Source organism: Maribacter sp. X9, assembly GCF_048537565.1.
In the GTDB taxonomy this organism is placed as follows: domain Bacteria; phylum Bacteroidota; class Bacteroidia; order Flavobacteriales; family Flavobacteriaceae; genus Maribacter.
Map to the genome: position 1 here is coordinate 3,190,350 of NZ_CP183215.1, position 23,841 is coordinate 3,214,190.

General features: G+C 38.4%; 24 protein-coding genes. 8 read left to right on the plus strand and 16 right to left on the minus strand.

The window, feature by feature from the left end; translation table 11 throughout:
* The first annotated feature begins 447 nt into the window (after nucleotides 1–447).
* The 4 genes from ACNR9Q_RS13660 (at nucleotide 448) to ACNR9Q_RS13675 (ending at nucleotide 6,274) form a co-directional block, all read left to right on the plus strand.
* Nucleotides 448–2,664 (plus strand): NADP-dependent isocitrate dehydrogenase, encoded by a 2,217-nt coding sequence (locus ACNR9Q_RS13660; RefSeq protein WP_419211777.1) that lies wholly within the window; start codon nucleotides 448–450, stop codon nucleotides 2,662–2,664.
* A gap of 111 nt (nucleotides 2,665–2,775) precedes the next feature.
* Nucleotides 2,776–5,175 carry a TonB-dependent receptor gene (locus ACNR9Q_RS13665; RefSeq protein ID WP_419211778.1) on the plus strand — a complete coding sequence of 800 codons (2,400 nt, stop codon included), beginning with the start codon at nucleotides 2,776–2,778 and terminating at the stop codon, nucleotides 5,173–5,175.
* A gap of 3 nt (nucleotides 5,176–5,178) precedes the next feature.
* Nucleotides 5,179–6,051: a hypothetical protein gene (locus ACNR9Q_RS13670; RefSeq protein WP_419211779.1), complete on the plus strand. Its 873-nt coding sequence runs from the start codon at nucleotides 5,179–5,181 to the stop codon at nucleotides 6,049–6,051.
* The gene (locus tag ACNR9Q_RS13675) at nucleotides 6,041–6,274 is read left to right on the plus strand and encodes a DUF6095 family protein (RefSeq protein WP_419211780.1); all 234 of its coding nucleotides are present in this window, start codon (nucleotides 6,041–6,043) and stop codon (nucleotides 6,272–6,274) included. The genes ACNR9Q_RS13670 and ACNR9Q_RS13675 overlap by 11 nt, the downstream gene beginning before the upstream one ends.
* Here ACNR9Q_RS13675 and ACNR9Q_RS13680 read toward each other — a convergent pair.
* Nucleotides 6,271–6,963, minus strand: coding sequence for a DUF4294 domain-containing protein (locus ACNR9Q_RS13680; protein ID WP_419211781.1), 693 nt, complete (start codon nucleotides 6,961–6,963; stop codon nucleotides 6,271–6,273). The two genes, ACNR9Q_RS13675 and ACNR9Q_RS13680, sit on opposite strands and share 4 nt — an antisense overlap.
* Before the next feature lie 104 nt (nucleotides 6,964–7,067).
* On the opposite strand from ACNR9Q_RS13680, the gene ACNR9Q_RS13685 reads away from it, so the two are divergent.
* Together ACNR9Q_RS13685 and ACNR9Q_RS13690 are read left to right on the plus strand one after the other, a co-directional pair.
* Nucleotides 7,068–8,162: a M42 family metallopeptidase gene (locus tag ACNR9Q_RS13685; protein ID WP_419211782.1), complete on the plus strand. Its 1,095-nt coding sequence runs from the start codon at nucleotides 7,068–7,070 to the stop codon at nucleotides 8,160–8,162.
* Between the two features lie 45 nt (nucleotides 8,163–8,207).
* Nucleotides 8,208–8,756 (plus strand): NUDIX hydrolase, encoded by a 549-nt coding sequence (locus ACNR9Q_RS13690; RefSeq protein ID WP_419211783.1) that lies wholly within the window; start codon nucleotides 8,208–8,210, stop codon nucleotides 8,754–8,756.
* Here ACNR9Q_RS13690 and hisS read toward each other — a convergent pair.
* The 5 genes from hisS to rpsF form a co-directional block, all read right to left on the minus strand.
* On the minus strand, nucleotides 8,751–10,127 hold the full coding sequence (hisS, locus tag ACNR9Q_RS13695) for a histidine--tRNA ligase (protein WP_419211784.1): 1,377 nt from the start codon (nucleotides 10,125–10,127) through the stop codon (nucleotides 8,751–8,753). The two genes, ACNR9Q_RS13690 and hisS, sit on opposite strands and share 6 nt — an antisense overlap.
* Nucleotides 10,128–10,207: 80 nt before the next feature.
* Nucleotides 10,208–10,684, minus strand: coding sequence for a DUF6495 family protein (locus ACNR9Q_RS13700; protein WP_419211785.1), 477 nt, complete (start codon nucleotides 10,682–10,684; stop codon nucleotides 10,208–10,210).
* A 65-nt stretch (nucleotides 10,685–10,749) separates the two neighbouring features.
* The gene (gene rplI, locus ACNR9Q_RS13705; protein WP_419211786.1) at nucleotides 10,750–11,202 is read right to left on the minus strand and encodes a 50S ribosomal protein L9; all 453 of its coding nucleotides are present in this window, start codon (nucleotides 11,200–11,202) and stop codon (nucleotides 10,750–10,752) included.
* 12 nt (nucleotides 11,203–11,214) lie between these two features.
* Nucleotides 11,215–11,511, minus strand: coding sequence for a 30S ribosomal protein S18 (rpsR, locus tag ACNR9Q_RS13710; RefSeq protein ID WP_027067300.1), 297 nt, complete (start codon nucleotides 11,509–11,511; stop codon nucleotides 11,215–11,217).
* 5 nt (nucleotides 11,512–11,516) lie between these two features.
* Complete coding sequence (gene rpsF / locus ACNR9Q_RS13715) at nucleotides 11,517–11,858, minus strand: 30S ribosomal protein S6 (RefSeq protein WP_419211787.1); 342 nt, start codon at nucleotides 11,856–11,858, stop codon at nucleotides 11,517–11,519.
* Nucleotides 11,859–12,088: 230 nt separating this feature from the next.
* On the opposite strand from rpsF, the gene ACNR9Q_RS13720 reads away from it, so the two are divergent.
* Nucleotides 12,089–12,781, plus strand: coding sequence for a LytR/AlgR family response regulator transcription factor (locus ACNR9Q_RS13720; RefSeq protein WP_419211788.1), 693 nt, complete (start codon nucleotides 12,089–12,091; stop codon nucleotides 12,779–12,781).
* A 52-nt stretch (nucleotides 12,782–12,833) separates the two neighbouring features.
* Here ACNR9Q_RS13720 and priA read toward each other — a convergent pair whose 3' ends face one another.
* The 4 genes from priA to nadC are packed head-to-tail and all read right to left on the minus strand — an operon-like array spanning nucleotide 12,834 to nucleotide 17,559.
* Complete coding sequence (priA, locus tag ACNR9Q_RS13725) at nucleotides 12,834–15,290, minus strand: replication restart helicase PriA (RefSeq protein WP_419211789.1); 2,457 nt, start codon at nucleotides 15,288–15,290, stop codon at nucleotides 12,834–12,836.
* 5 nt (nucleotides 15,291–15,295) lie between these two features.
* Nucleotides 15,296–15,736 carry a DUF2147 domain-containing protein gene (locus ACNR9Q_RS13730; RefSeq protein WP_419211790.1) on the minus strand — a complete coding sequence of 147 codons (441 nt, stop codon included), beginning with the start codon at nucleotides 15,734–15,736 and terminating at the stop codon, nucleotides 15,296–15,298.
* Nucleotides 15,733–16,701: a YihY/virulence factor BrkB family protein gene (locus ACNR9Q_RS13735; protein ID WP_419211791.1), complete on the minus strand. Its 969-nt coding sequence runs from the start codon at nucleotides 16,699–16,701 to the stop codon at nucleotides 15,733–15,735. The genes ACNR9Q_RS13730 and ACNR9Q_RS13735 overlap by 4 nt, the downstream gene beginning before the upstream one ends.
* A complete protein-coding gene (gene nadC, locus ACNR9Q_RS13740) occupies nucleotides 16,702–17,559 on the minus strand; it encodes a carboxylating nicotinate-nucleotide diphosphorylase (protein WP_419211792.1) in 858 nt (285 codons plus the stop codon).
* Between the two features lie 65 nt (nucleotides 17,560–17,624).
* On the opposite strand from nadC, the gene rlmH reads away from it, so the two are divergent.
* A complete protein-coding gene (gene rlmH, locus ACNR9Q_RS13745) occupies nucleotides 17,625–18,098 on the plus strand; it encodes a 23S rRNA (pseudouridine(1915)-N(3))-methyltransferase RlmH (protein ID WP_419211793.1) in 474 nt (157 codons plus the stop codon).
* Between the two features lie 22 nt (nucleotides 18,099–18,120).
* Here rlmH and ACNR9Q_RS13750 read toward each other — a convergent pair whose 3' ends face one another.
* From ACNR9Q_RS13750 to ACNR9Q_RS13775, 6 genes are all read right to left on the minus strand, one after another.
* Nucleotides 18,121–18,930 carry a type IV pili methyl-accepting chemotaxis transducer N-terminal domain-containing protein gene (locus ACNR9Q_RS13750; protein WP_419211794.1) on the minus strand — a complete coding sequence of 270 codons (810 nt, stop codon included), beginning with the start codon at nucleotides 18,928–18,930 and terminating at the stop codon, nucleotides 18,121–18,123.
* Nucleotides 18,931–19,089: 159 nt separating this feature from the next.
* Entirely contained in the window at nucleotides 19,090–20,982 is a 1,893-nt protein-coding gene (gene serA / locus ACNR9Q_RS13755; RefSeq protein ID WP_419211795.1) for a phosphoglycerate dehydrogenase, read from the minus strand.
* A 138-nt stretch (nucleotides 20,983–21,120) separates the two neighbouring features.
* A complete protein-coding gene (locus ACNR9Q_RS13760; RefSeq protein ID WP_419211796.1) occupies nucleotides 21,121–21,912 on the minus strand; it encodes an alpha/beta fold hydrolase in 792 nt (263 codons plus the stop codon).
* A 14-nt stretch (nucleotides 21,913–21,926) separates the two neighbouring features.
* The gene (locus tag ACNR9Q_RS13765; RefSeq protein WP_419211797.1) at nucleotides 21,927–22,622 is read right to left on the minus strand and encodes a DUF3307 domain-containing protein; all 696 of its coding nucleotides are present in this window, start codon (nucleotides 22,620–22,622) and stop codon (nucleotides 21,927–21,929) included.
* A 1-nt stretch (nucleotide 22,623) separates the two neighbouring features.
* Nucleotides 22,624–23,229, minus strand: a complete 606-nt coding sequence (locus ACNR9Q_RS13770) for a SatD family protein (RefSeq protein WP_419211798.1) — start codon at nucleotides 23,227–23,229, stop codon at nucleotides 22,624–22,626.
* A 100-nt stretch (nucleotides 23,230–23,329) separates the two neighbouring features.
* Nucleotides 23,330–23,782, minus strand: coding sequence for a methyltransferase family protein (locus ACNR9Q_RS13775; protein ID WP_419211799.1), 453 nt, complete (start codon nucleotides 23,780–23,782; stop codon nucleotides 23,330–23,332).
* Nucleotides 23,783–23,841: the final 59 nt, after the last annotated feature.

The window sequence follows — 23,841 nt, forward strand, 5'->3', positions numbered from 1 at the left end:
AAGCTTACGTTCTTGTATTGTTGTTGAACCTAGAATTTAATTATGCTTGCGTATTTAAAACTAGGTAAGTTTTTTCCTGAAGGCTGTCGCTTTTAATGGAATAAGTGAATCAATAACTGTTCACTATCAAAACCTTGAACAGTGTTGATGTAGACAACGAAAAGATATGTTTCTTAGGTTTTTGGATTCCATGTCCAAAAAAAAAGAACAAATCAAACGTTGAATTAGGGATACGGATGCAATCAAGGGTTGCCGTTTTAGTGAAATATTAAAACAAAAAGTCCGTAAACTTTTTCTAAAAAGCCATATCAATGTATGCGTACAATGATATGGCTTTTGTTATTTAACAAATCTTCTTATTGAGCCTTAAATATTAGGGCAAATCCTATCTTTTAAGCCTATAGAAAATCGTATATTTGCTCCGCTTTAATTAAAACAAAACCGCAAATGTCCAAGATTTTTTACACCAAAACAGATGAAGCTCCAGCATTGGCAACGGAGTCTTTTTTACCTATAGTAAAAGCATTCACAAAAACTTCAGGAATTGAAATAGAAACCAAAGATATTTCTCTTGCCGGTAGAATCGCCGCAACCTTTCCAGAATTTTTGACGCCGGAACAACAGGTAACCAATGATTTGGAAGAATTGGGCGATATGGCAAAAAAACCGGAAGCGAACATCATCAAATTACCAAATATAAGTGCTTCTGTTCCTCAATTGAACGAAGCGATCAAAGAATTACAGCAAAAAGGGTATAAACTACCAGCTTATCCTGACGACCCTAAGAATGACGAAGAGAAAGAAATAAAGGCCAAGTACGATAAAATTAAAGGGAGTGCTGTAAATCCTGTACTACGGGAAGGAAACTCTGACCGTAGGGCACCAAGGGCAGTCAAGAATTACGCTAAACAGAACCCACATAGTATGGGTGCCTGGAGCGCCGATTCAAAAACCCATGTTGCCACCATGGCAGAAGGTGATTTTCAAGCCAACGAAAAATCCCTAACACTAGATACGGCCACCGCAATTCAGATTAAACTGGTTTCCGGCACTACAGAAACCATTCTAAAAGACAAAATTTCCTTACTCGCAGGAGAAATAATCGATGCAACGGTTTTAAGTAGAAAGGCGTTACTTGCCTTCTTGAAAAAGGAAATTAAGGATGCAAAAGAAAAAGGGGTTCTCTTCTCGGTACATTTAAAAGCCACCATGATGAAGGTTTCAGATCCTGTAATCTTCGGTCATGTCGTTGAAACCTTTTTCAAACCGGTGTTTGAAAAATACGAAACTACGTTTGAAAAATTGGGGATTAGCCCGAACGACGGTTTGGCCAGTTTATATCAAAAAATTGAAAAACTTCCTGCTGAAGAAAAAGCTCAAATTGAAAAAGACCTGAACAAGGCGCTGGCCGATGGACCCGATTTGGCCATGGTCAATTCAGACAAAGGAATCACCAACCTACATGTGCCTAGCGACATCATCATCGATGCATCAATGCCAGCCATGATCCGTAATTCCGGTAAAATGTGGGATGCAAAAGGAACCGCCCAAGATACTAAAGCTGTTATTCCAGATAGTAGCTATGCGGGTATTTATGAGGCCACCATCGACTTCTGTAAAAAACATGGTGCTTTTGACCCTACCACAATGGGCACAGTACCCAACGTAGGTCTAATGGCCCAAAAGGCTGAAGAGTACGGATCTCATGATAAGACTTTCGAAATTAAGGAAGCTGGTACCGTTAACGTAATCGATTTGACAACAGGAGCTGTTCTTCTATCCCACAAAGTAGACCAAGGAGATATTTGGAGAATGTGCCAAGTGAAAGATGCCCCGATCCAAGATTGGGTTAAATTGGCGGTAACTCGGGCAAAAGCGACAAATGATCCCGCTATTTTTTGGTTAGATGAAAAAAGGGCGCATGATGCAGAGCTTATCAAAAAAGTAAAAACCTATTTAGCCAATGAAGACACGGCGGGTCTTGATATTCAAATTATGGCTCCTAAGGCCGCAACAGAATTCACGTTAAAAAGAATGAAGGCGGGTAAGGATACCATTTCCGTTTCCGGTAACGTACTACGCGATTACTTGACCGATCTTTTCCCTATTCTTGAAGTAGGAACCAGTGCTAAAATGCTTTCTATCGTTCCTTTGATGAACGGCGGTGGTTTATTTGAAACCGGTGCCGGTGGATCAGCCCCAAAACACGTAGAACAATTCTTGGAAGAAGGGCATTTACGTTGGGATTCATTAGGAGAATTCTTGGCACTAGGGGTTTCTTTAGAGTTCTACGGTGAAAAGAACACGAATGCAAAAGCTAAGGTTCTTGCTGATACATTGGACAGTGCTACCGAACAATTTCTTTTGAATGATAAATCCCCTTCTAGAAAAGTTAAGGAATTAGATACAAGAGGGAGTCATTTTTATCTGGCCAAATATTGGGCCGAGGCTTTGGCAGCACAAAATGATAATGAAGAACTTAAGGCAACCTTTTCAGCCGTAAGTAAACAAATTAATGATAAAGAGGCTCAAATTCTTTCTGAACTCACAGCGGCACAAGGACATAAACAAGAGATTGGTGGTTATTATAAACCAGACCCGATATTGGTGGCAAAAGCCATGAGGCCAAGCACAACGCTTAATGGAATTTTAAAAACGATTTAAATTTCACCTTACCAACTAAATACCCTCAAATTAGCTTGAGGGTATTTTTTTACCAAATGGTTACGTTTTAAGACGTTATCTAATTTTCTAGTTATTTTTACTGAAAAATTGATGAAAGGATATCTTCAATTCATTCTTATCCCCTTTCTATTATATGTTTCTAATTCCTTAGGGCAGGAAAAATATACTTTAAGCGGAACTATTTCAGAAGACAGTAGTAACGAGACGCTTATCGGTGTTACATTGGCGGTGCCAGAGCTAAAGACTGGCGTCACGACCAACGAATACGGTTTCTACTCCATTACCCTACCGGAAGGGACTTACACTGTTCTCATAAGTTACCTTGGATTTAAGGACATCACTCAAGAAATAACCCTTTCGGGTACTATGAAAATTGATTTCAAACTCGAAGAAGAAGCGGAACAATTGAACGAAGTCGTGGTTACTGAAAATGTAGAGAAAATGGATATTCGAAAACCACAGATGAGCGTAAATACACTATCTGTAGGTACAATCAAAAAAATACCGGTAATTCTCGGTGAGGCCGATGTTATAAAATCCATTTTATTACTGCCCGGTGTTACCAATGCCGGTGAAGGTGCATCGGGATTTAATGTACGGGGAGGGGCCGCGGACCAAAACCTTATTTTATTGGATGAAGCCATCATCTTTAATTCGTCCCACTTATTCGGGTTCTTCTCCGTTTTTAATCCCGATGCTATAAAAGATGTAAAATTATACAAAGGGGGTATCCCCGCTCGCTATGGTGGAAGAGTTTCCTCAGTATTGGATATTTTTCAAAAGGAAGGAAATAGCAAGGAATTTAAAATGAACGGCGGCATTGGTGCCGTAGCCAGTAGATTATTGATCGAAGGACCTATTGAAAAAGACAAAGCCGCTTTCTTGGTTGGTGGTAGAGCTTCCTATGCACATTTATTTTTACCCCTGTTCGATGTGGATAATAAAGCCTATTTCTATGACTTGAACACAAAACTGAATTATAAATTCAACGACAATAATAACATTTTTCTCTCGGGATATTTCGGTAGGGATGTTTTTAGCATTAGCGAAAGTTTTGTGAATACGTATGGTAATGCCGTTGGTAATTTTAGATGGAACCATTTGTTTTCAGACAAACTCTTCTCCAATCTATCGCTAATCTATTCCGATTATTATTATGGGCTTAAACTCGATTTTGTAGGCTTCAATTGGAATTCGGGTATTCGCAATTTCAATTTAAAATACGACTTTAAGCATTATGTGACCGATAAATTACAGCTGAATTATGGAATCAATAATGTGTATTATCAGTTCAATCCTGGAAAAATAGAACCCAGCAATGATGAGTCGGGTATTGTTGAAGATCAATTGATACAAAAATATGCCAATGAGTTTGCGGCCTATGTCGATGTGGAGCATAAGGTCACCAACAGTTTAAGTCTTGGCTACGGACTTAGATTTAGTCAGTTCATACGGTTGGGACAAGATGAGCTATACACCTATGCCAATGATAACCCGGTGATATTCGACCCATTTTTGCTGATCTATAAAGAGGCTGATCCGACAGGAATAGTAACTCCTGGTCGAGGAGGAACATTGGCCACGTTCAATAATTTTGAACCAAGGGTATCTTTATCGTATACGCTAAATGAAACAAGTTCGATTAAAGCAAGTTATACCCGTTTGGCGCAGTACCTTCATCTAGTTTCAAATACCAGCTCCCCGACTCCCTTGGATGTATGGACGCCTAGTGGTCCTTTTATTAAACCCCAACTCCTGGACCAATATGCCTTTGGTTTTTTTAAGAATATTAAAGGGGGGACTTATGCGGTTGAAAGTGAGGTTTTTTACAAACAAGTTCAGAACAGGATCGACTATATTGACGGTGCCAATCTTATTGCAAATAACGCCATAGAACAGGTGATTTTAAACGGAGAGGCGCGTTCGTACGGACTGGAATTATTAGTGCGCAAAACGGAAGGTAAACTACAAGGTTGGTTGGCGTATACCCTCTCAAAATCTGAACAACGTACCCCAGGGAGAACATTAAACGTTGATAGTGGGCGAAGCAATTTAGAAACCGGAATAAATTATGGAAATTGGTATAACACCCCGTATGACAAAACCCATGATATTTCGCTTTTCACGAGTTATGATCTGAACGAGAAATGGAGTTTTAGTAGCAACTTTGTATATCAGACGGGCCAACCTACCAATTATCCTATCGGGCAATTCGAATTTCAAGGTTTGGTAGTTCCCTATTATGGCCAACGTAACAAACAACGTTTGCCCGCATACAATCGTCTCGACATTGCTGCCACTTTGACCCCTCGAAAAAATAAAAACAAAAAGATAAAAGGAGAATGGGTTTTCAGTATTTACAATTTGTACAATCGAAGAAATTCCGCGTCCATTAATTTTAGAAGAAATGATGATACAGGCACTAATGAAGCTGTCAGAACTTCAATTTTCGGACTTGTTCCTGCCGTTACGTATAACTTTAAGCTTTAAGTCATGAAAAGATTTTTATATATAGTGGCAACCTTAACAATCTTTATTTCTTGTGAAGATGTTATTGAAGTGGAAACCCCGAGTGAGCCGCCTAGATTAATCGTGGATGCCATCATTAAGCTAGATACAACTAAACAGACTACAATTGCTAGAATTAAACTGAGTACAAGCAGTTCTTTTTTTGATGAAACCAATGTCGTTTCGGCTAACCTCGTACAGATTCAAAATGTAGATTATAAGCCAGCGAATAGTCCTCTAGCTCAGAATTTCATAAGATTCGTAGAAGTTGAACCTGGCATATATGAGGCATCGGCCGCAACTCAATTCTTCACAAAAGGCCGGTTAGAGTTATATATTGATTATAATGATGAAAGATTTTATTCAGCTACCGAATTCGTTCCTTCCGTTCCTATAGATACGTTGAAGCAAGGAGATGGGACCTTATTCTCTGGTGATGAAACAGAAGTTATCGTTTCCTTTACCGATAATGGCGAAACTGATGACTTTTATATTCTTGATTTTGACTTTAATGAATATCTCGTGACAGAAGATGAGTTCTATCAAGGCCAGCAATTTGTATTCTCTTATTTTTACGATGCCGAACTTAAGTCGGGAACCGAACTTAACATTGGTATTCTAGGTGCTGATGAAGGTTTTTATAATTATATGAATCAAATTCTTGTACAATCTGGAGCCAATCAAGGTCCTTTTCAAACCCCGGTAGCAACGGTTAGGGGAAATGTTTTAAATGTAACCGGTATGGACAATATAGAAGCGCTTGACAATGTAGATCGTTCGAACAACTTCGCACTGGGATATTTTGCCGTGGTTCAAGAATACAAAAAAAGTATAGTGATATATAAAAATGAGAACTGATAAAGATTTACTGGTAAAAGGGCTAAAACGATTGGCAACGACCGTAGTATTGATGTTTACGGCACCATTGATCCTTTGGCAGGCATTTAAGAACAAAGAACATTTTTTATTTTGGCCTGTTTTTATTGTGGGCCTTATTCTAGCTGGTTACGCCGTATTTATGGGATTCAAGGGTATTAGAACTATTATCGATTCCCTTTTCGGACCAAAGAAAAAAAATTAGTCCTTTGGTGTTTTAGTGCTTTTTTTCCATTTGTTATACAATTTATCGTAATCGTAATCCAACACCGTAGCTTGCCGTTCCAATTTACCTTGTGAAAATGCACGTTGTAAAATATCCTCGATCAAATAATCCTCTTCTATTTGATCCGGATGAAATTCTTCCTTTATACTTATTTTAAAAAATTTAGCGGTGGTATTATACCAAAAGGCCCGCCAACCATTTCTTAATTCTTTCACTAAATCAAAGGCCGTCGTTCCTGTTTGCCTGTAAATTAGCTTCACCAAAATCTGACCTTCGGTACGGGTCAATTTTTTAAGCTCTTCAGAAAATTCTTCCTCAATATATTTCTGTACTTTCTTCGTGTACTTTTTGCGCTTTCTATTATTTTTAATACTTGAAAGACTATCGTTCAACTCAACTAGACGTTCGGCTGCCAATTTAGCATAGGGGTACACTTTATAGGTCTTGCGCCGAAGGATATAATACCGTAATTTATCATCGTAAGAAGAAAATTTCAATTTTCCGAAAACATAGGCTTCCTCAAGCGCTATAGAGCTTTGCACGAGAGAATCGCCAGCCACAATAATCATTTTTTCAGCCAAAGAATCCATCTCCTGTTCTTCTATCTGTGCATGCCCGACCGACACGGCCAAAAGGAATAAAAAAAAGTGAAAACAGTTACGATTCATTATCATAGCTTGTGCAAAAGTCTTGCCAAAATTAACGATAATTAAAGAAGGTTATTATTAAAACAAGGCTAATATTGTTAAGTTTGTAGCTTAAATCTATGTTGATGCCAGATAAAAAAATAATTACCAAAAAGTCACTTGACTTTTTTGAAAAATACTTGAACAATGCAGCTCCTACCGGTTACGAATGGGAAGGGCAAAAATTGTGGATGGATTATTTAAAACCGTACGTAGACACTTTTATCACCGACACCTATGGTACTGCGGTAGGGGTAATCAATCCCGATGCCAAATACAAAGTGGTCATTGAAGGACATTCCGATGAAATTTCATGGTACGTGAATTACATTACGGATAATGGCCTGATCTACGTAATTCGTAACGGCGGCAGTGACCACCAGATCGCGACCTCTAAATGGGTAAACATCCACACCAAAAACGGAATCGTAAAAGGTGTTTTTGGATGGCCTGCCATACATACCCGTAAATCTGACGGTAAGGAAGAGCAAGCTCCAAAATTGGACAATATCTGTATTGATATAGGAGCGAAAGACAAAGCGGAAGTAGAAAAAATGGGGGTGCATGTTGGATGTGTCATCACTTACCCAGATACCTTCCATGTGTTGAATAACGATAAGTTCGTTTGTAGGGCGATCGATAACCGTGCTGGCGGATTCATGATTGCCGAAGTGGCCCGCCTATTACACGAGAACAAGAAAAAATTACCTTTCGGATTGTACATTACCAACTCCGTTCAAGAAGAAATTGGACTTCGTGGTGCAGAAATGATTACCCAGACCATAAAACCGAATATCGCCATTATTACCGATGTGTGTCACGACACCACCACCCCCATGATCGAGAAGAAAACGCAAGGTCATACTGAGATCGGGGCGGGACCAGTAATTTCTTATGCGCCGGCGGTTCAGAACAAATTACGTGAGCGTATTCTAGAAACTGCAGAAAAGAACAAGATCCCGTTTCAACGCATGGCAGCTTCTCGTGCCACAGGTACCGATACCGATGCCTTTGCCTATAGTAATGGCGGTGTGGCGTCTGCATTGATATCCTTGCCATTACGCTACATGCATACTACCGTAGAAATGGTACATAGGGATGATGTTGAAAATGTCATACGATTGATTTACGAAACCTTATTGAACATCAAAGAAGGGGAAACCTTTAGTTATTTCGATTAAATTTTATAAAATCCCTTCTTTTGGAGGGATTTTTTTATTTTTCCTATGGATGAACTAATCGATATTCTAACCGACAACGGAGAGCCTACAGGCACCAGGGCCATGAAAACGGAAGCCCACCGAAAGGGACTCTTTCACCCCACCGTTCATATTTGGTTTTACACTTCTGACGGCAAAATCCTGTTGCAAAAAAGGGCCGAAAATAAGGATACCCATCCTGGATTATGGGATGTATCGGTTGCGGGACATATTGGTGCCGGTGAAAACATTTTAGATTCCGCTTTGAGAGAGATAGCAGAAGAAATTGGGTTATCCATTTCCGAAACAGCACTTCAAAAAATCGGAATCTTCAAGTCGGTTCAGAAGCATTCGGAATCGCTGATTGATTGCGAGTTCCACCATACCTTTCTATCCGAGTTAAAATTCCCCTTAGAAAAGCTTACTAAACAAGAAAGTGAAGTGAACGACTTGAAGTTACTGTCCATCAAAAAATTAGAAGATGAATTACTTCATCCAGATAAATCCAAAATTTACGTGCCACATAGTCAAACTTACTATAGCACTATTGTAAGCGAAATCAAAAAGTTACTATAGACTTTTTACGAATGTGTCCACTTCAGAAAACGCATAGGTCGTTTGTTTTCCACTTTCCATATGCTTTACGACGAAGGAATTAGTGTTCAATTCTTCCGTACCTAATAAAATCACATAAGGCACATTTCGGTTATTCGCATACTTGAATTGTTTCTGGATTTTTGCACCGGATGGATATAAATCAGAAAGCACCCCCTTCTTACGTAGCACTGTAACCAATTTTAAGGACGCTAGCGCTTCTTTCTGCCCAAAGTTTAGGCAAAGCACGTCTAAAGACTTATCGACCGACTGAGGGAACAGGTTCAATTCTTCCAAAACCAGATAAATACGGTCCAAGCCAAAGGAAATACCGACACCGCTCACATCTCTTAAACCGAAAATTCCAGTAAGGTCATCATAACGTCCTCCCCCACCAATGGAGCCCATTGAAACCCCTTCTGGCGCGGAAACTTCGAATATGGCACCCGTATAATAGTTCAAGCCCCTAGCCAAAGTAACATCGATTCCCAATTTAGCGGATTGCAAGCCTACTACAGAAATAGTTTCCATAATAAATCGTAATTCTTCCAAGCCTTTTTTACCTTCTTCTGAATCCTGTAAAAGTGCTTCTAGTCGGTTTAACTGGTCTACATTACTACCTTGTGGCTCGAATAAAGGTGCCGCTTTTTCAATCGCCGCTTCTGAAATACCTTTAGCGAGCATTTCTTTTTTAACGCCGTCCTCCCCGATTTTATCCAACTTATCCAAGGCTACCGTAAAATCTACCAATAAATCTTTGGCCCCGATAACTTCTGCAATACCGGCCAAAATCTTTCGATTGTTCATTTTAATGGTCACCCCTTCCAATTTTAAATCGGAAAAGACCGCATCGTACAATTGTATCAGTTCCACTTCCTGTAGCAGGGAGTCCGAACCCACAACATCGGCGTCACATTGAAAAAATTCCCTGAAACGCCCTTTTTGGGGCCGATCGGCTCTCCATACGGGCTGAATCTGGTAGCGTTTAAACGGAAAGTCCAACTCATTTTGGTGCATGACCACGTACCGGGCAAAAGGTACGGTTAAGTCATAACGCAGCGCTTTCTCGGTAATTTTTGGAGCAATGGCCGTGGAGTTCTTTGAGCTATATGTATCATCATCCACTTTACTGATAAAATCCCCCGAATTTAAAATCTTAAATATCAATCGGTCACCCTCTTCTCCGTACTTACCCAAAAGTGTTTCAGAATTCTCAAAAGAAGGCGTTTCAATCGGTTGAAAACCATAGGTTTGAAAATTCTTCTTGGTCGTATCAAAAATATAGTTACGCTTTGCGATTTCAGAGGGGGTGAAATCACGGGTTCCTTTAGGTATCGAAGGTTTTTGGGCCATGGGTTATGTATTGTTGTGCAAATATAGCCCCAAGAAAGTAAGACTACAATTTGAAGTGGTTATAATAAGTGGAATAAAACTTAAGAAGTGACAATTACCTTCTCGAACCATTGGTACAGTTCACCTTTGGTGATTACGGCTCCTTGCTGAAGCAATAAGAACTTATCCACGTTCTTATCATCGGTATAGGCTTTTGAAGCGGTCAGGTATTCCACGAAATCAGATTGCCAGTTTTTCTTGAACCAGGCAAAACCAACCGAAGTGGTCAAATCTACTTCTGGATTCATGACTTTTACTGAAATGAGTTTCATTTCTTTATCCGTCAGATGAAACAAGTGCATTTGGTCTTTGGAAATATTCTCCAAGTAGGAAACCTTGGTCAAAACCCCTTCCCACACCAAATCGCTAAAAATATCCAATTCTTCTTCAGCAACTTTTGGTTTCTCCTTTTTAATAGTGTCCCATTCCTCTTTGGTTATCGATTGTGTGGCCAAAAAATTGATAAATTCTGGGTGCAACTCCTCTAACTGTTCTTTTGTTAATCTTATATACTTCATAACAATCCATCAAAAAAAAGCCCTCCAGTAAACTGAAAGGCTTATATTTTAAATAATCTTAAAAATTACTTTTGCTCTGCAACTACTTCAAACCCGAAATCAACTACAACCTCACGGTGTAATCTAATTTGAGCATTGTAAGGTCCGGTTCTTTTAACCGCTCCCCCTTGAATGCTAATGAATTTTTTGTCGATCGCATGACCTTCTTTGGCCAAAGCATCGGCCAAATCACCATTTGTAACAGAACCGAACAGTTTATCTGCAGCTCCTGTCTTAGCGGTAATCTTCATTTCTAAAGCTTTCAATGCCTCTTCGGTTTTCTTAGCGGCCTCAACAACTTTCTTCTCTTTATGTGCTCTTTGCTTTAGGTTTTCAGCCAAAACTTTTTTAGCGGAAGGGGTAGCCATAGTTGCCAAGCCTTGTGGGATAAGGAAATTTCTTCCGTATCCGTTCTTAACATTTACTACGTCATCTTTAAAACCTAAATTCTGTACGTCTTCTCTTAATATAAGCTCCATGATTCTTTTCTTTTATTTTAATAAATCAGCAACATAAGGCATTAATGCCAAATGACGAGCTCTTTTTACGGCCTGGGCCACTTTTCTCTGATACTTCAATGAAGTTCCTGTAAGTCTTCTAGGTAACAACTTACCTTGCTCGTTCACCAATTTCAATAAGAAGTCCGCATCTTTATAATCAACGTATTTAATACCTGATTTTTTAAAACGACAATACTTCTTTTTTGTGTTTGTCTCAATGTTCAACGGGGTTAGATACCTGATCTCCCCATCTTTTTTTCCTTTTGCCTGTTGTTGTAATGTTGCCATAATACTTAAGCTTTAGCGGTTTTGTTTCTTGTTCTTCTTTTCTCTGCCCATGCAATGGCGTGCTTGTCCAACTTAACGGTCAAGAAACGCATAACACGTTCATCTCTTCTAAACTCCTGCTCGTAAGGCATCACTACCTCACCAGGGTTCGTAAATTCGAACAAGTGGTAAAATCCACTTTTCTTGTTTTGTATCGGGTAAGCTAATTTCTTTAGCCCCCAATTTTCTTTGGCAACCATTTTGGCGCCATTGTTAATTAAGAAATCCTCGAATTTCTTAACTGTTTCCTCTATCTGTACATCAGATAGAACGGGATTCAAAATGAAAACAGTTTCGTAATGGTTCATATTAATTTTGTTTTAAGGAGTGCAAAAATAGATATTATTTTAAAATAATTATAAGAAATGGGAATATTCTTCGTTATTGAATGGTAACAACATTAAAAAATTAAACCAAATCTTAATCATATGATCATTACCAGATATACGATCAATACTGCATTGTTCACATCTTTTGTTGTAGTTCAGCAGCTTTTTTCGGTTATTTGTCGATGATTTAACCCCACAAATCAGCCCTTATGAAGTTAAGAAGTATCATCGTTGACGATTCGTCCATGCAAAGGATGGCCGTTGCAAAGTTGGTAAACAATCATCCTAATTTAACTATGGTAGCAGAATACAGTAATGCTATCGAAGCTAAAAACGGAATCAAGAACCATGAGATAGACCTTATATTTCTTGATGTTGAAATGCCAATCATCACAGGTTTCGACCTACTCGAGTCCCTAGAAAACAGTCCTCAGGTAATTTTGATTACCGGTAAACCAGATTATGCCCTTAAGGCATTTGACTATGACGTAACGGATTATTTACATAAACCGATTACCATGGCCCGTTTTGATGCCTCCGTTAAAAGAGCGGTCGCCAATTATGAGCAAATGAACCGGGTGAACGAAGATGAGGAACATATCTTTGTAAAGAGTAACCTGAAGAAAAGAAAGGTAATTTTAAACGATATTAAGTGGATAGAAGCACTTGGTGACTATATAAAATTAGTGACCGATGAGGCCAATATCGTAATTTTATCAACAATGAAATCTTTTGAAAAGCAATTACCAGAAGATAAATTTTTGCGAATTCACAAATCCTATATCATTAACTTGGAGAAGGTTGAGAAATTCAACAGTAAAAATGTAGAAGTTAGCGGTAGATCTATTCCGTTAAGCCGAAACAAAAAATCAGAATTGGCCGAAGCACTTAGTAACGTATAATTCTATGATATTATTTTACTTTAAAAGACCGCTAATAGCGGTCTTTTTTGTTTTAAATATGGTCTACATTGTAGATTACCCGTACACTCCTATACAAGGAGATGGCATTAAAAGATTTTTCAATACGCTTTATGTTGGATTTTGTTTGTGCTAAGGATTGTACTGTACTAACCTTAATCAAAATATGCTTTAAATATTGATTGCGTATTCTGGCTACGGGTGGATATTCTGGTCCTAAGACCGTTCCACCAAAATTAGTTCGCAATGCCCCAGAAAACCAATCAGCGGCTTCGTTGAGTATCGTATAGTTTTTATGCTTGAAGGTGACCTTAATAATCCGGTTTACCGGTGGATATTTATATTGTTCGCGTTCATAGAGCTGTTCGGCATACATTCCTTCATAATCTCCAGTGGTCACTTGCTTCAAAATCTGATGGTACGGATTATAAGTTTGGATAATTACTTTCCCTCTTTTTTTGGTTCTCCCTGCCCTACCCGATACTTGGGTCAATAATTGGTACGTACGTTCATGGGCCCTGTAATCTGGGAAATTCAATAGAGAATCTGCGTTCATGACTCCTACTAAATTTACGTTTCTAAAATCCAACCCTTTGGTAAGCATTTGGGTACCTACTAAAATATCAAGTTCCTGTTGTTCGAATGCCGTGATTATTTTCTCGTAACCATGTTTACCTCGGGTCGTATCCAAATCCATACGACCTACCTTAGCTTCTGGGAACAAAGAGCTGACTTCTGTTTCTATTTGCTCCGTTCCAAAACCTTTAGTATCCAGCTCTGGACTCCCACATGCGATACAAACCTCCGGCAGTGCCGAATGATGTCCACAATAATGGCAGCGCAATTGATTTCTAAACTGGTGATACGTAAGGCTTACATCACAATTGGGACATTGCGGCGTATGCCCACAAGTTAAACACTCCAACAAGGGGGCAAACCCTCTTCTATTCTGAAAAAGGATAATTTGATCCCCTGCCAAAAGAGTGTCTTCCATTTCCAAGAGCAGTCGTTCAGAGAAATGGCCTTTCATGCGTTTTTTTCGTGCCGCCTCCTTGATATCCACCAATTCCATATCGGGCATCAACACATTTCCAAAGCGTCTAGTAATTTCAGTATATCCATATTTGCCGATCTGGGCGTTATGGTAACTTTCTACACTAGGTGTTGCCGAGCCCAATAAAACATTGGCCTCATGTAAATTTCCTAAAACTACGGCCGCATCTCTGGCATGGTATCTGGGAGCTGGATCAAATTGTTTGAACGAACTTTCGTGTTCCTCATCAACAATGACCAACCCTAATTTACTAAACGGTAAATACAGTGCCGAACGTGCACCAATGACCAACTGCGCCTTTGATTTGGCCTGTAAGACATTCTGCCAAACCTCTACACGCTCCTGAACATTATATTTTGAATGGTATATCGCTATTTTATCCCCGAAATATTCCTGTAACCGACTTATCAATTGGGTGGTCAACGCAATTTCAGGAAGTAAGTACAAGGTCTGTAAACCTTTCTCCATGCATTCCTCTATCAGCTTCACATAGACTTCCGTCTTCCCAGAGGAAGTAACTCCTTTTAACAAGGTTACCTTGGCTTGTGCAAAAGAAGCTTTTATATCAGTCAATGCATGCTTCTGATATTCATTAAGATCTTTACTGTCTAAATTTTCTGAATTTCCATCATACGAAACCCGATCGGTCTTGATATAGTACTCTTCAAGTATTTGCTTATCCACCAACGATTTGATGACCGCCTTTGAACTGTTACTCGATTTTTCCAATTCAGAAACCTTGATCGGTTTTTTAGTCCTACCCTGTAACTGAAAAAGAGTCAATACGACCTGACTCTGTTTTGGAGCCCTTGTCAGTTCGTTCAAAAGTTCCTCCAGTTTCTCATCTGAAGTATATGGCGAGCCTAATTTTACGTAGCGTACCAATTTAGGCTTGTATTGCTCGTAGACTTCCTCTTTAAGCAGGATTACTTTTTTTTCCAATAACCGCTGAAGGATGGGCAATACATTTTTACGTTCTACAATCGCAGCTACCTCATTTACCTTAAGTATGGATTGATGTTGAAGTGCTTCGAAAACCAAAAATTCATCATCTTGAAGTTCATTCTCATCCATCTCAAATTCCCTATTCCGCAAGACCAAAGTTTCACTTTCCAACAAGAAAGCCCCTGGTAAAGCACTACGTACTACTTCTCCCAACGAACACATATAGTACGAGGCGATCCACTCCCAGTGCTTCAACTGAACCTGTGTCACAATCGGGTAATCATCTAACAACTCATGAATTTCCTTGGCCTCATATGCCTGTGGAGGGGTTTGATGGATACTGTAAACGATACCGGTATAAATCTTAGATTTCCCAAAAGGAACGGCTACGCGCATACCGGTTTGAAGTAGCTTAGCTTCTTCTTCGGTAATACTATAAGTAAAAAGCCGCTCTAAGGGTATAGGGAGTATAACATTAATAAAGTTGGCCATAGCATCTATCCTTTCACACGCAACCAAGTTTGTGTTCGGTAGATAAAGGCTAAATATCCCCTAACTTTTAATTCATCGGGATTGTCAGGATTCAACCATATTTTGAAACGAAAGGTCATCGCCTGCTCTGGGTCGAACAATCGTTTTCCCTTCCACTCGCCATCATCATGTTTTTCTCCTGCCGTGATAATCTCCATACCTTCTACAGGCTTATCTTTTAATTCACCATCACACTTGGTACATTTCACATCTTCTTTTCCTTCTTCCAAAATCTCAATTACATTCCCATACATCAATCCATCCTTTTTATAGATTTCAATAATGCCTTTGGGCTTCCCGGTACGGTCATCGATGGTTTTCCATTTACCAAAGACCGACTGGGCCGATGCACTGGCCGAAAAGAGTAACATAGCACAAACACTTAACTGGAGAACCTGATTCATCATTCTTTTCTTGTTATTTTACGTAAGGTATTCATGGAAGCATTCAATTCAAACCCGAGTAGCAATATATTAGAATTTAACCAGATGTATACCATTAAAATCAATAATCCTCCCAGAGCACCGTATAATTCATTATATCTGGCAAACTTTTCTATATATATTCCGAACAAATAGGAGGTTATCAAAAATAATATCGTCGTCATTAAAGCTCCAATAGAAAAGAAGCGGGCCTGTTTGCCTTCTCTTGTACCGAAATAATAAAGAATAGCCGTTGTGAAATAGGACAGAATAATAAAAAATAACACCTTGGCAATCTGTACACCGACAACTTCTTCTTCCCCAAGAACGTAACCGCCCTGCCTTGCTGCAAATTCAGAGAGGTACCCGAGCACATAGAACTCAAAATAGATATAGGCCACGAATCCTAAAATGATCAATATAGCCAAAATAAGTCCTACCATTAAGGCATAAGCATATTGCCTGAAGAAATTTCGGGTCAACTCAATGTGGTATGAAGTTTCAAATCCCCCAAAAATGGAGTTTACCCCGTTGGCGATCAAGAAAATTGAAAGCAAAAAAGCAGATGACAACAATCCTCCTCTTTTCTGATCTTTTATTTGTTGAAAAACCTCCCCAAAATATTCGCCTGTAGCATTCGGCAGAAAAGATTCCAAAAACAAACGAAATTGGACATCAAAATCGCCATGTTCAATACTAATGTATGAAACCAAAAAAGGCACTAAAGTTACCATGAAGATGATTAATGGAAAAAGGGCCATAAAAAGGCTGAACGCTATGGCACTCGCCCGTGTCGACAAGGTTCCTTTTAAAATGCCGAAAACGTACATTTCTAAAAGGTCGTAAACCGAAAGCCCTTCAAAACCGGGCAATCTTAGTTTCTTTAGAAAACGGACACACCAATTTATTACAGGAATCTTATCTAGTTTATCCTCGACCTCTAAAGACATTTACACTGCTTTTAAACTTAAGTCCATGTTATAGACAGAATGCGTTAATGCCCCTGAAGAAATATAGTCGACCCCACATTCTGCATATTCCCTGATTGTTTTTTCATTGATACCTCCTGAAGATTCTGTCAAACAAGTACTCCCAATCAATTTTACGGCTTCACGCGTATCCTCATAATTGAAATTGTCGATTAAAATGCGATAGACACCTTCCGATTGCAGTATTTCCTTAATTTCAACCAAGTTCCTGGCCTCGACAATAATCTTCAAGTCCTTCTTCGTATCTTTTAAATATTGCTTTGTCTTTTCTATCGCTTTTGTAATCCCCCCTGCGAAATCGATATGATTATCCTTTAACATAATCATATCATAAAGTGCGAATCGGTGATTTTCACCTCCTCCTATTTTTACGGCCCATTTTTCCAATGCCCGAATTCCCGGGGTTGTTTTCCGGGTATCCAGAATTTTTGTTCCCGTTCCCTTTAACAAATTCACGTACATATTAGTTTTTGTTGCAATGGCACTCATTCGCTGCATGGCATTCAACACCAAACGCTCGGCCTTTAAAATGCTTTGGGAACTTCCTTCTACATAGAATACAATATCGCCATGATTTACGGCGGTACCATCTTTTATACGTACATCTATCTTTAAATTAGGGTCAATGAAATAAAAGACCAATTCGGCAAAATCGACACCGGCTATGATCCCCTCATCTTTTACCAATAATTTGGCCTTACCCATTGCCGTTTCTGGTATACAGGCCAAAGAACTATGGTCTCCATCCCCTACATCTTCACGCACTGCATTCGCTATGATCAATGTAATCTCTTCTTTAAACTGTTCTTCTGAAATCATAAATTTTATATCTAATGTCATGCTAAATTACAAATCCATTTGCGAAATTGATTTACTTTTGAAATATGACTATAAAACTTTTAGCCATAGGCAAAACCGATAGTTCGCAACTACAGGAACTTATTGAGCTGTATCAAAAAAGATTAAAGCATTATATCAATTTTGAAATAGAGTTGATTTCAGATTTAAAAAAAACAAAGAATCTATCCGAAGAGCAGCAAAAGGAAAAAGAAGGTGAACTTATCATTAAAAGATTAGGCCCAACAGATGTTCTGGTTCTTTTTGATGAAAAGGGAAAACAGTATTCGTCGGTCGAATTTTCAGATTATCTACAGAAAAAAATGAATGCGGGAATAAAACAATTGGTTTTTCTTATCGGCGGGCCTTATGGTTTTAGCCAAGAAGTCTATGATAAGGCATCGGCAAAAATAAGTCTCTCAAAAATGACCTTTTCACATCAAATGGTACGTTTGTTCATTACGGAACAACTCTATAGGGCTTTTACCATTCTAAAAAACGAACCGTATCACCATCAATAACTCAATATAATTTTAAAAATAGTTAGGTAGTCGTACTTTCTAAAGTTTGCACCATGTCCTTAGAAATCCCCTCTAAATCATCTAATTCCTCCATAAGGCAACCGATCAGTTCCTCTTTAAATTCCATTTTTCTTTCAAGTTTTAAAACATGCTGAAGTTCTTTTATGTTCTTTATGTGAGAGGTAACCGCATGGGTTTGGTACCAAGAAATTTCCTTAAGTTTTTTATTTTGTAGTGTAATTTTTTTAATCACCGGATTCACTATAAAAAAAACTTCCAATAAAACGATTACGATGGTCGCAAATGCCAGTTCCATCTCAATAATCATCAAGGTTCTAATTTCTTCTTCAGCAAGCTCCTGAAAACGGTTTACGATAGCATCCATTAACGTTAAGAAACTCGCTACCTCGGTGCTTAATTCTGATGAAGAAACTTCTTTTAATTTATCAACATCATTGAGATTACTATATATGTAATCTAAATGTTGATTTAGTTCGTTAAACAGGGATTGTACTTCTTGATCCGCTATAGGTTCAATACCAATATCAAGATTGCCCTTTTGAAGGTCTATATGGGTTTCGTACAAATTATCCAGGGCCAATTTCAATGCGGTATAGTTGCCTTCTAAAAAACGACACTCGTAAAAATTGGCCAACACTTTCTGACTGAGCATTCGTTGTTTACCAGATATATTTATAAGTGAGGAGTATCCCTCTTGTTCTTTTAAGGAATATTGTATGACGGACTGTATGATAACGGTTAAGAGAATTACCGTAAATACCAATAGGTAATATTTATAAAAGTCCTTAAAAGACCTTTTCTTCGTTTTCATGAAGGATATTTCCTACTAAAATAATCCCAAGGTAATAGGATTACAACATTTTGTGGTGAAAAAGCCTTTTAAGTGTATCAACGTTGTATTATATGTAGGCATACCTACTTACATCCTAAAGAAAAAGAATTCTATCCGTTCTACAATGAATTAAATATCTTAATAAAGCACCCTGAACTTAATTGTATTCTCAACCTTTTTAAGCGCTTTAATCACATCTTTATTATACTCCTTGTCCAAATCGGTAATTACATAACCTACTTCGTTATCCGTAGAGAGATATTGACTTGAGATGTTCAGTTCGTACTGTGCCAATACCTTGTTGATTTTGGCCATGATACCCGGAACATTTTTATGGATGTGTAGAAAACGGTGTGCTTTATTCTGTTTTGGCAAACGTATATTCGGGAAATTGACCGCATCGACCGTATTACCGGAATTGATATAATCCATAATCTTATTCGGGACAAAGTCGGCAATGTCTCGCTGTGCTTCCTCTGTACTACCCCCCACATGTGGAGTCAAAATAACATTCGGAAATCCTTGGAGTTTCGTATGGAATTCACCATTACTAGCAGGCTCATCTGGATATACGTCCACAGCTGCACCACCAATATGACCTTCTTTTAAACCTTCAGCAAGTGCATCTATATCAACCACAAATCCTCTCGACAAATTAATGAGCATGGCACCCTTTTTCATCTGTTTGATTTCGCGCTCTCCAATGAAGTTCTTATTGGCCTTATTATCATCGATATGTAACGTAACCACATCAGACACGTTCAATAAATCTTCTAAGGTATTGCACTTTACAGCATTACCAAGGGCCAACTTATCATCCACATCATAATAATATACCCGCATCCCCATGGCTTCGGCCAAAACGGAAAGTTGCTTACCTATATTACCGTAACCCACAATCCCTAGGTTTTTACCACGTACTTCCCTTGATCCCGCAGCCGTTTTTTGCCATTGCCCTTCGTGTATTTCCCTACTACGATCAAAGACACTGCGCATTAGCATAATAATCTCACCGATGGCCAATTCTACCACCGATCTAGTATTACTGTAAGGGGCATTAAAAACTACAACGCCTTTTTTCTTGGCGTTTTCCAAATCGATTTGAGTGGTACCGATACAAAAAGCACCTACTACCAATAATTTATCGGCGGCATCAAGCACTGTTTGGGTCACTTGGGTCTTGGAACGTATTCCTAAAACATGGACTCCTTTGATTTTTTCGATAAGCTCTTCTTCGGATAAACTATGTTTTATCAACTCTACCGAGAATCCATCTTCTGATAGATTTTGAAACGCAGCGGTATGAACATTTTCTAATAAAAGGACCTTGATCCTATTCTTTGGGTACGAGATATTTCTTGGCAACTTATTCACAAATAAAAATTCATCTAAACTTGGTGTAACATAATCCGCTTTATTGGCGGCCTTTTCTCTGTGTACGTTTTCAGTATAAGCAAAAAACTTATGAGCTATACCTGCTTCGCGCATCACGTAATCACTATAACCATCCCCGATCACCTGAACTTCTCCTTCGAGGTCCATTTGTCTTAGGCAATCAATTTTGCCATTATGCTGGGACAGTACGTTCTTTTCATCAAAACCGATAATATTCCCTTCTTGGTCGAATTTAAACGTATTTGCATACACACGTTCAGAAGGTATATTATATTCTTTTACAATCGGATCAATAAACTCTTTGAAACCGCAAGAAATCACATAGATATCATCGGCATACTTTTCAAAGAACTCTTTGTTTGACGCTATGGATTTTGATATTTTGTTTCTAAGTTCTTTTACGAGTCCGTCCAAATCTTCTTTATTGGCATGCAATAATTTGAGACGGCGTTCTAAAGACTCGGTAAAAGAGATATCACCATCTATTCCTAAATTGGTGATTTTTTGTATTTCCCTGACAATATCTTCCTTGTTTGATTTTCCTTCCAAGGTCATTTCCGCCAATACATCCAAGGCCTCTACCCTGGTTAAGGTACTATCGAAATCAAAAACATATTTTCTACTCACTTCGGTCATGGTAAACCTTTGGTTTTAGCTTTAAAATCTTGCGACTAAAATAAGTGGCAAAAGTAAAAATTTAATTTATCCTTATAAATGTTATTCAGTAAATAAAACAAAAAGGATCAGTTATGATGTAATTTGGTTAAAATAGCTTCATTGGTTCAAAAATTGAATAATGGCTTGGGAAAATGCTTTTGTTCTATAGGTTCCATTATGATCACCCGGTACTTTTTTCAGGGTAGCATTTTTAAAGGTGGCGCTCAACTCATGTGCATTCCCATTATCGACGTCTTCATCACCACAGATCACCAGAATAGGAACCGTAATCTTGGCTAATTGTTTTTTTGAAGTTACGGGCTGATACTTTTGCTGCAAGTGCAATGAACGTAAATCTGCATTAATCGATTTTGCGTATTCTACCGCCCCTTTCGTGGCATTGGTCACCTCTCCATCAAACGCTTTGGCGAACATGATTCTTCTATCCCAATCGGGATTCGTAAAGTCGATGCCCATTCCTCCCAGAACCGCTTTTTCAATCCTTTTGTCCTTGGTCAACAATTTTGCCAGAACAATGCTTCCTCTTGAATATCCTATAGCTTTATACTTTTTGATGTTAAGATGGTTCATCAATAATTTCAAATCCTTAACCTCTGCATCATTTTCATATGCCTTATCATCTTGGGGTTTATCTGAGTTACCGTTACCCCTTAAATCGGGAATAATTATACGATATCCTTTTTCTAATAAATCTTTTTTCAATGGTGAATTGCCCCATGAAGCACTAGAATTTATAAAACCATGAACCAAAAGAACGGGGTTGCCCTGGCCTTCATCTGTGAATGCAATCTTTACACCATCGAAAGAGGTAAATGATTTTGATTGGGCTACGGTAAGGTTGCCAGCTAGACACAATGCTATTATAATGATAATGGAATTCTTTTTCATAGATGAAATTTGAATTAAGAAATATAAAGGAGCCCGGTCAGAATGGCCAACCCAAAACTAACGAGTGTTCCTATTAAAATATATTCTGTAAGTTTTCTATTGTTTCGTTCCTTAAGATCATTGAATCTAAAAACTGATTTTGCAGCAATCAAGAGACCAATCACTTCCCATCTTCCGATCACAATAAAAATCAAAACGAACAACCTTTCAATAATGCCGATATACTTACCGGCATTGGGCAGAGATTTATGATCCGTCTCGATTTGATCGGACATGGGCTCCAATATTTTTCCCATAATTATTGCCGCCGGGTAGGTAACGAAGACAATGGCGGTAATGAGATACCAATCTAGATGTTGAAAAAGAGTTAAAGTATGTTCATATAGGTTTTCATAAAACACACAGCAATAAATCAAGATAATATGTAAGGCCTGATCTATAAAAAACGGAATACTCTTAGTTTTAAAAAATTTCTCTGTGGATAATTTCAGAAGGTCTATACAAAAATGCCCAAGCGCAATTATTAGTGCTATTTTCCATAAAGCCAAATCCCAAAGAAGAACCAGATATAATAGAAAATGCAGCAGCACGTGAAAGTACAAATACTCTGAAGCTATTTTATGGGATTGTTTGTGCAACACCCATTTAAGTGGCTGTAACATAAAATCACCGATTAAATGGGCCAATATTAATTTTATGAATAGCAGCATGTTAACTTTCTATTAGTAGCTCCTCATAGTAAGCCAACAAATCTAAAACAAGATCCAACCGGGCCCGTTTTAAGCGTTGACTTACAGCAGATTGTTTTATGCCTAATTTTTGAGCAATTTCCTTTTGGGAATCATTTGGAAAATCTAGAACCAATACCACGATCTCCGCCGAAACCACGCTCCAAGTATCCATAAAATCTAATGCCAACTGCAGCATCAAATTCAGGGTGCGATCATGTTGGGGATTTCCTGTGGCAATACTAAGATTGACCTTGCTTTCCTTTAAGGATTCAAAATTGCGACCAGACCGTTGATACGCTGGTCCGTTAGATTCTGTCACTCCTTTTCCTATGTAAGTCTCCAGACCTATTCCTATACCCATTCTCACATCCAATCCTTTTATGGCTTTCAACATGGCCTTAATGCGAATGGCCGTGAATAGTGCATTTTTTTTGGTAACCTTTAATTGAAATTCATCACCTCTATATATTTCCCAATTCATTGGCGAAGCACCGAATCGAGCAAAGTACTCCCGAAGTAGATCCATCCATTCAGAGGAAGGATGATTCTCTGAGTTAATAATGTCTCCTGTAATTATGGCTATCATAAATATTAATCAAAAAGCTAATATATAGAATTATAAGCAAATAAGTTAATATTTAGAACTATTAGTTCTTCTATTAATAATCGAAAAGAACGCCTCGCTTTTAAAACCATCGCCTAGTCAGTGTGCAGTATTCTTTATACTCCCGTCCAAATTTCTCTAAAAGGAACCGCTCCTCAGGTACGATTTGAAAATGGTTCATATAAGCAACAAATCCGGCAGCAATAAGGGTATTAAACGCATTTCCCAAAGCAACCCCCAAGGCCAATAACAAAAGTAACATGGCTAAATACATGGGGTTTCGGGAAAAAGTATAGACCCCGTTCGTCACCAACTTAGCTGTTTTAATAGGTTTAGATGGGTCTATTGTGGTTCTAGCCCTATAAAATTGGATCAGTGCAATAATCATCAGTACAACTGCCAACACTACTAATACCCCAAAAAGTAGGTTGCGACCAAAAAAATCAAAAAAACCGACCGGTAAAAATTTGGCCACTAGATACATTCCTAATCCAAAAAACAAAAACACCAATGCAGGCGGTAACTTTAATTCCATTTTATAAAATTACTACTTTTGATGTTCAAAATTGACTAAAACAGTTCCCAAATTAGCAG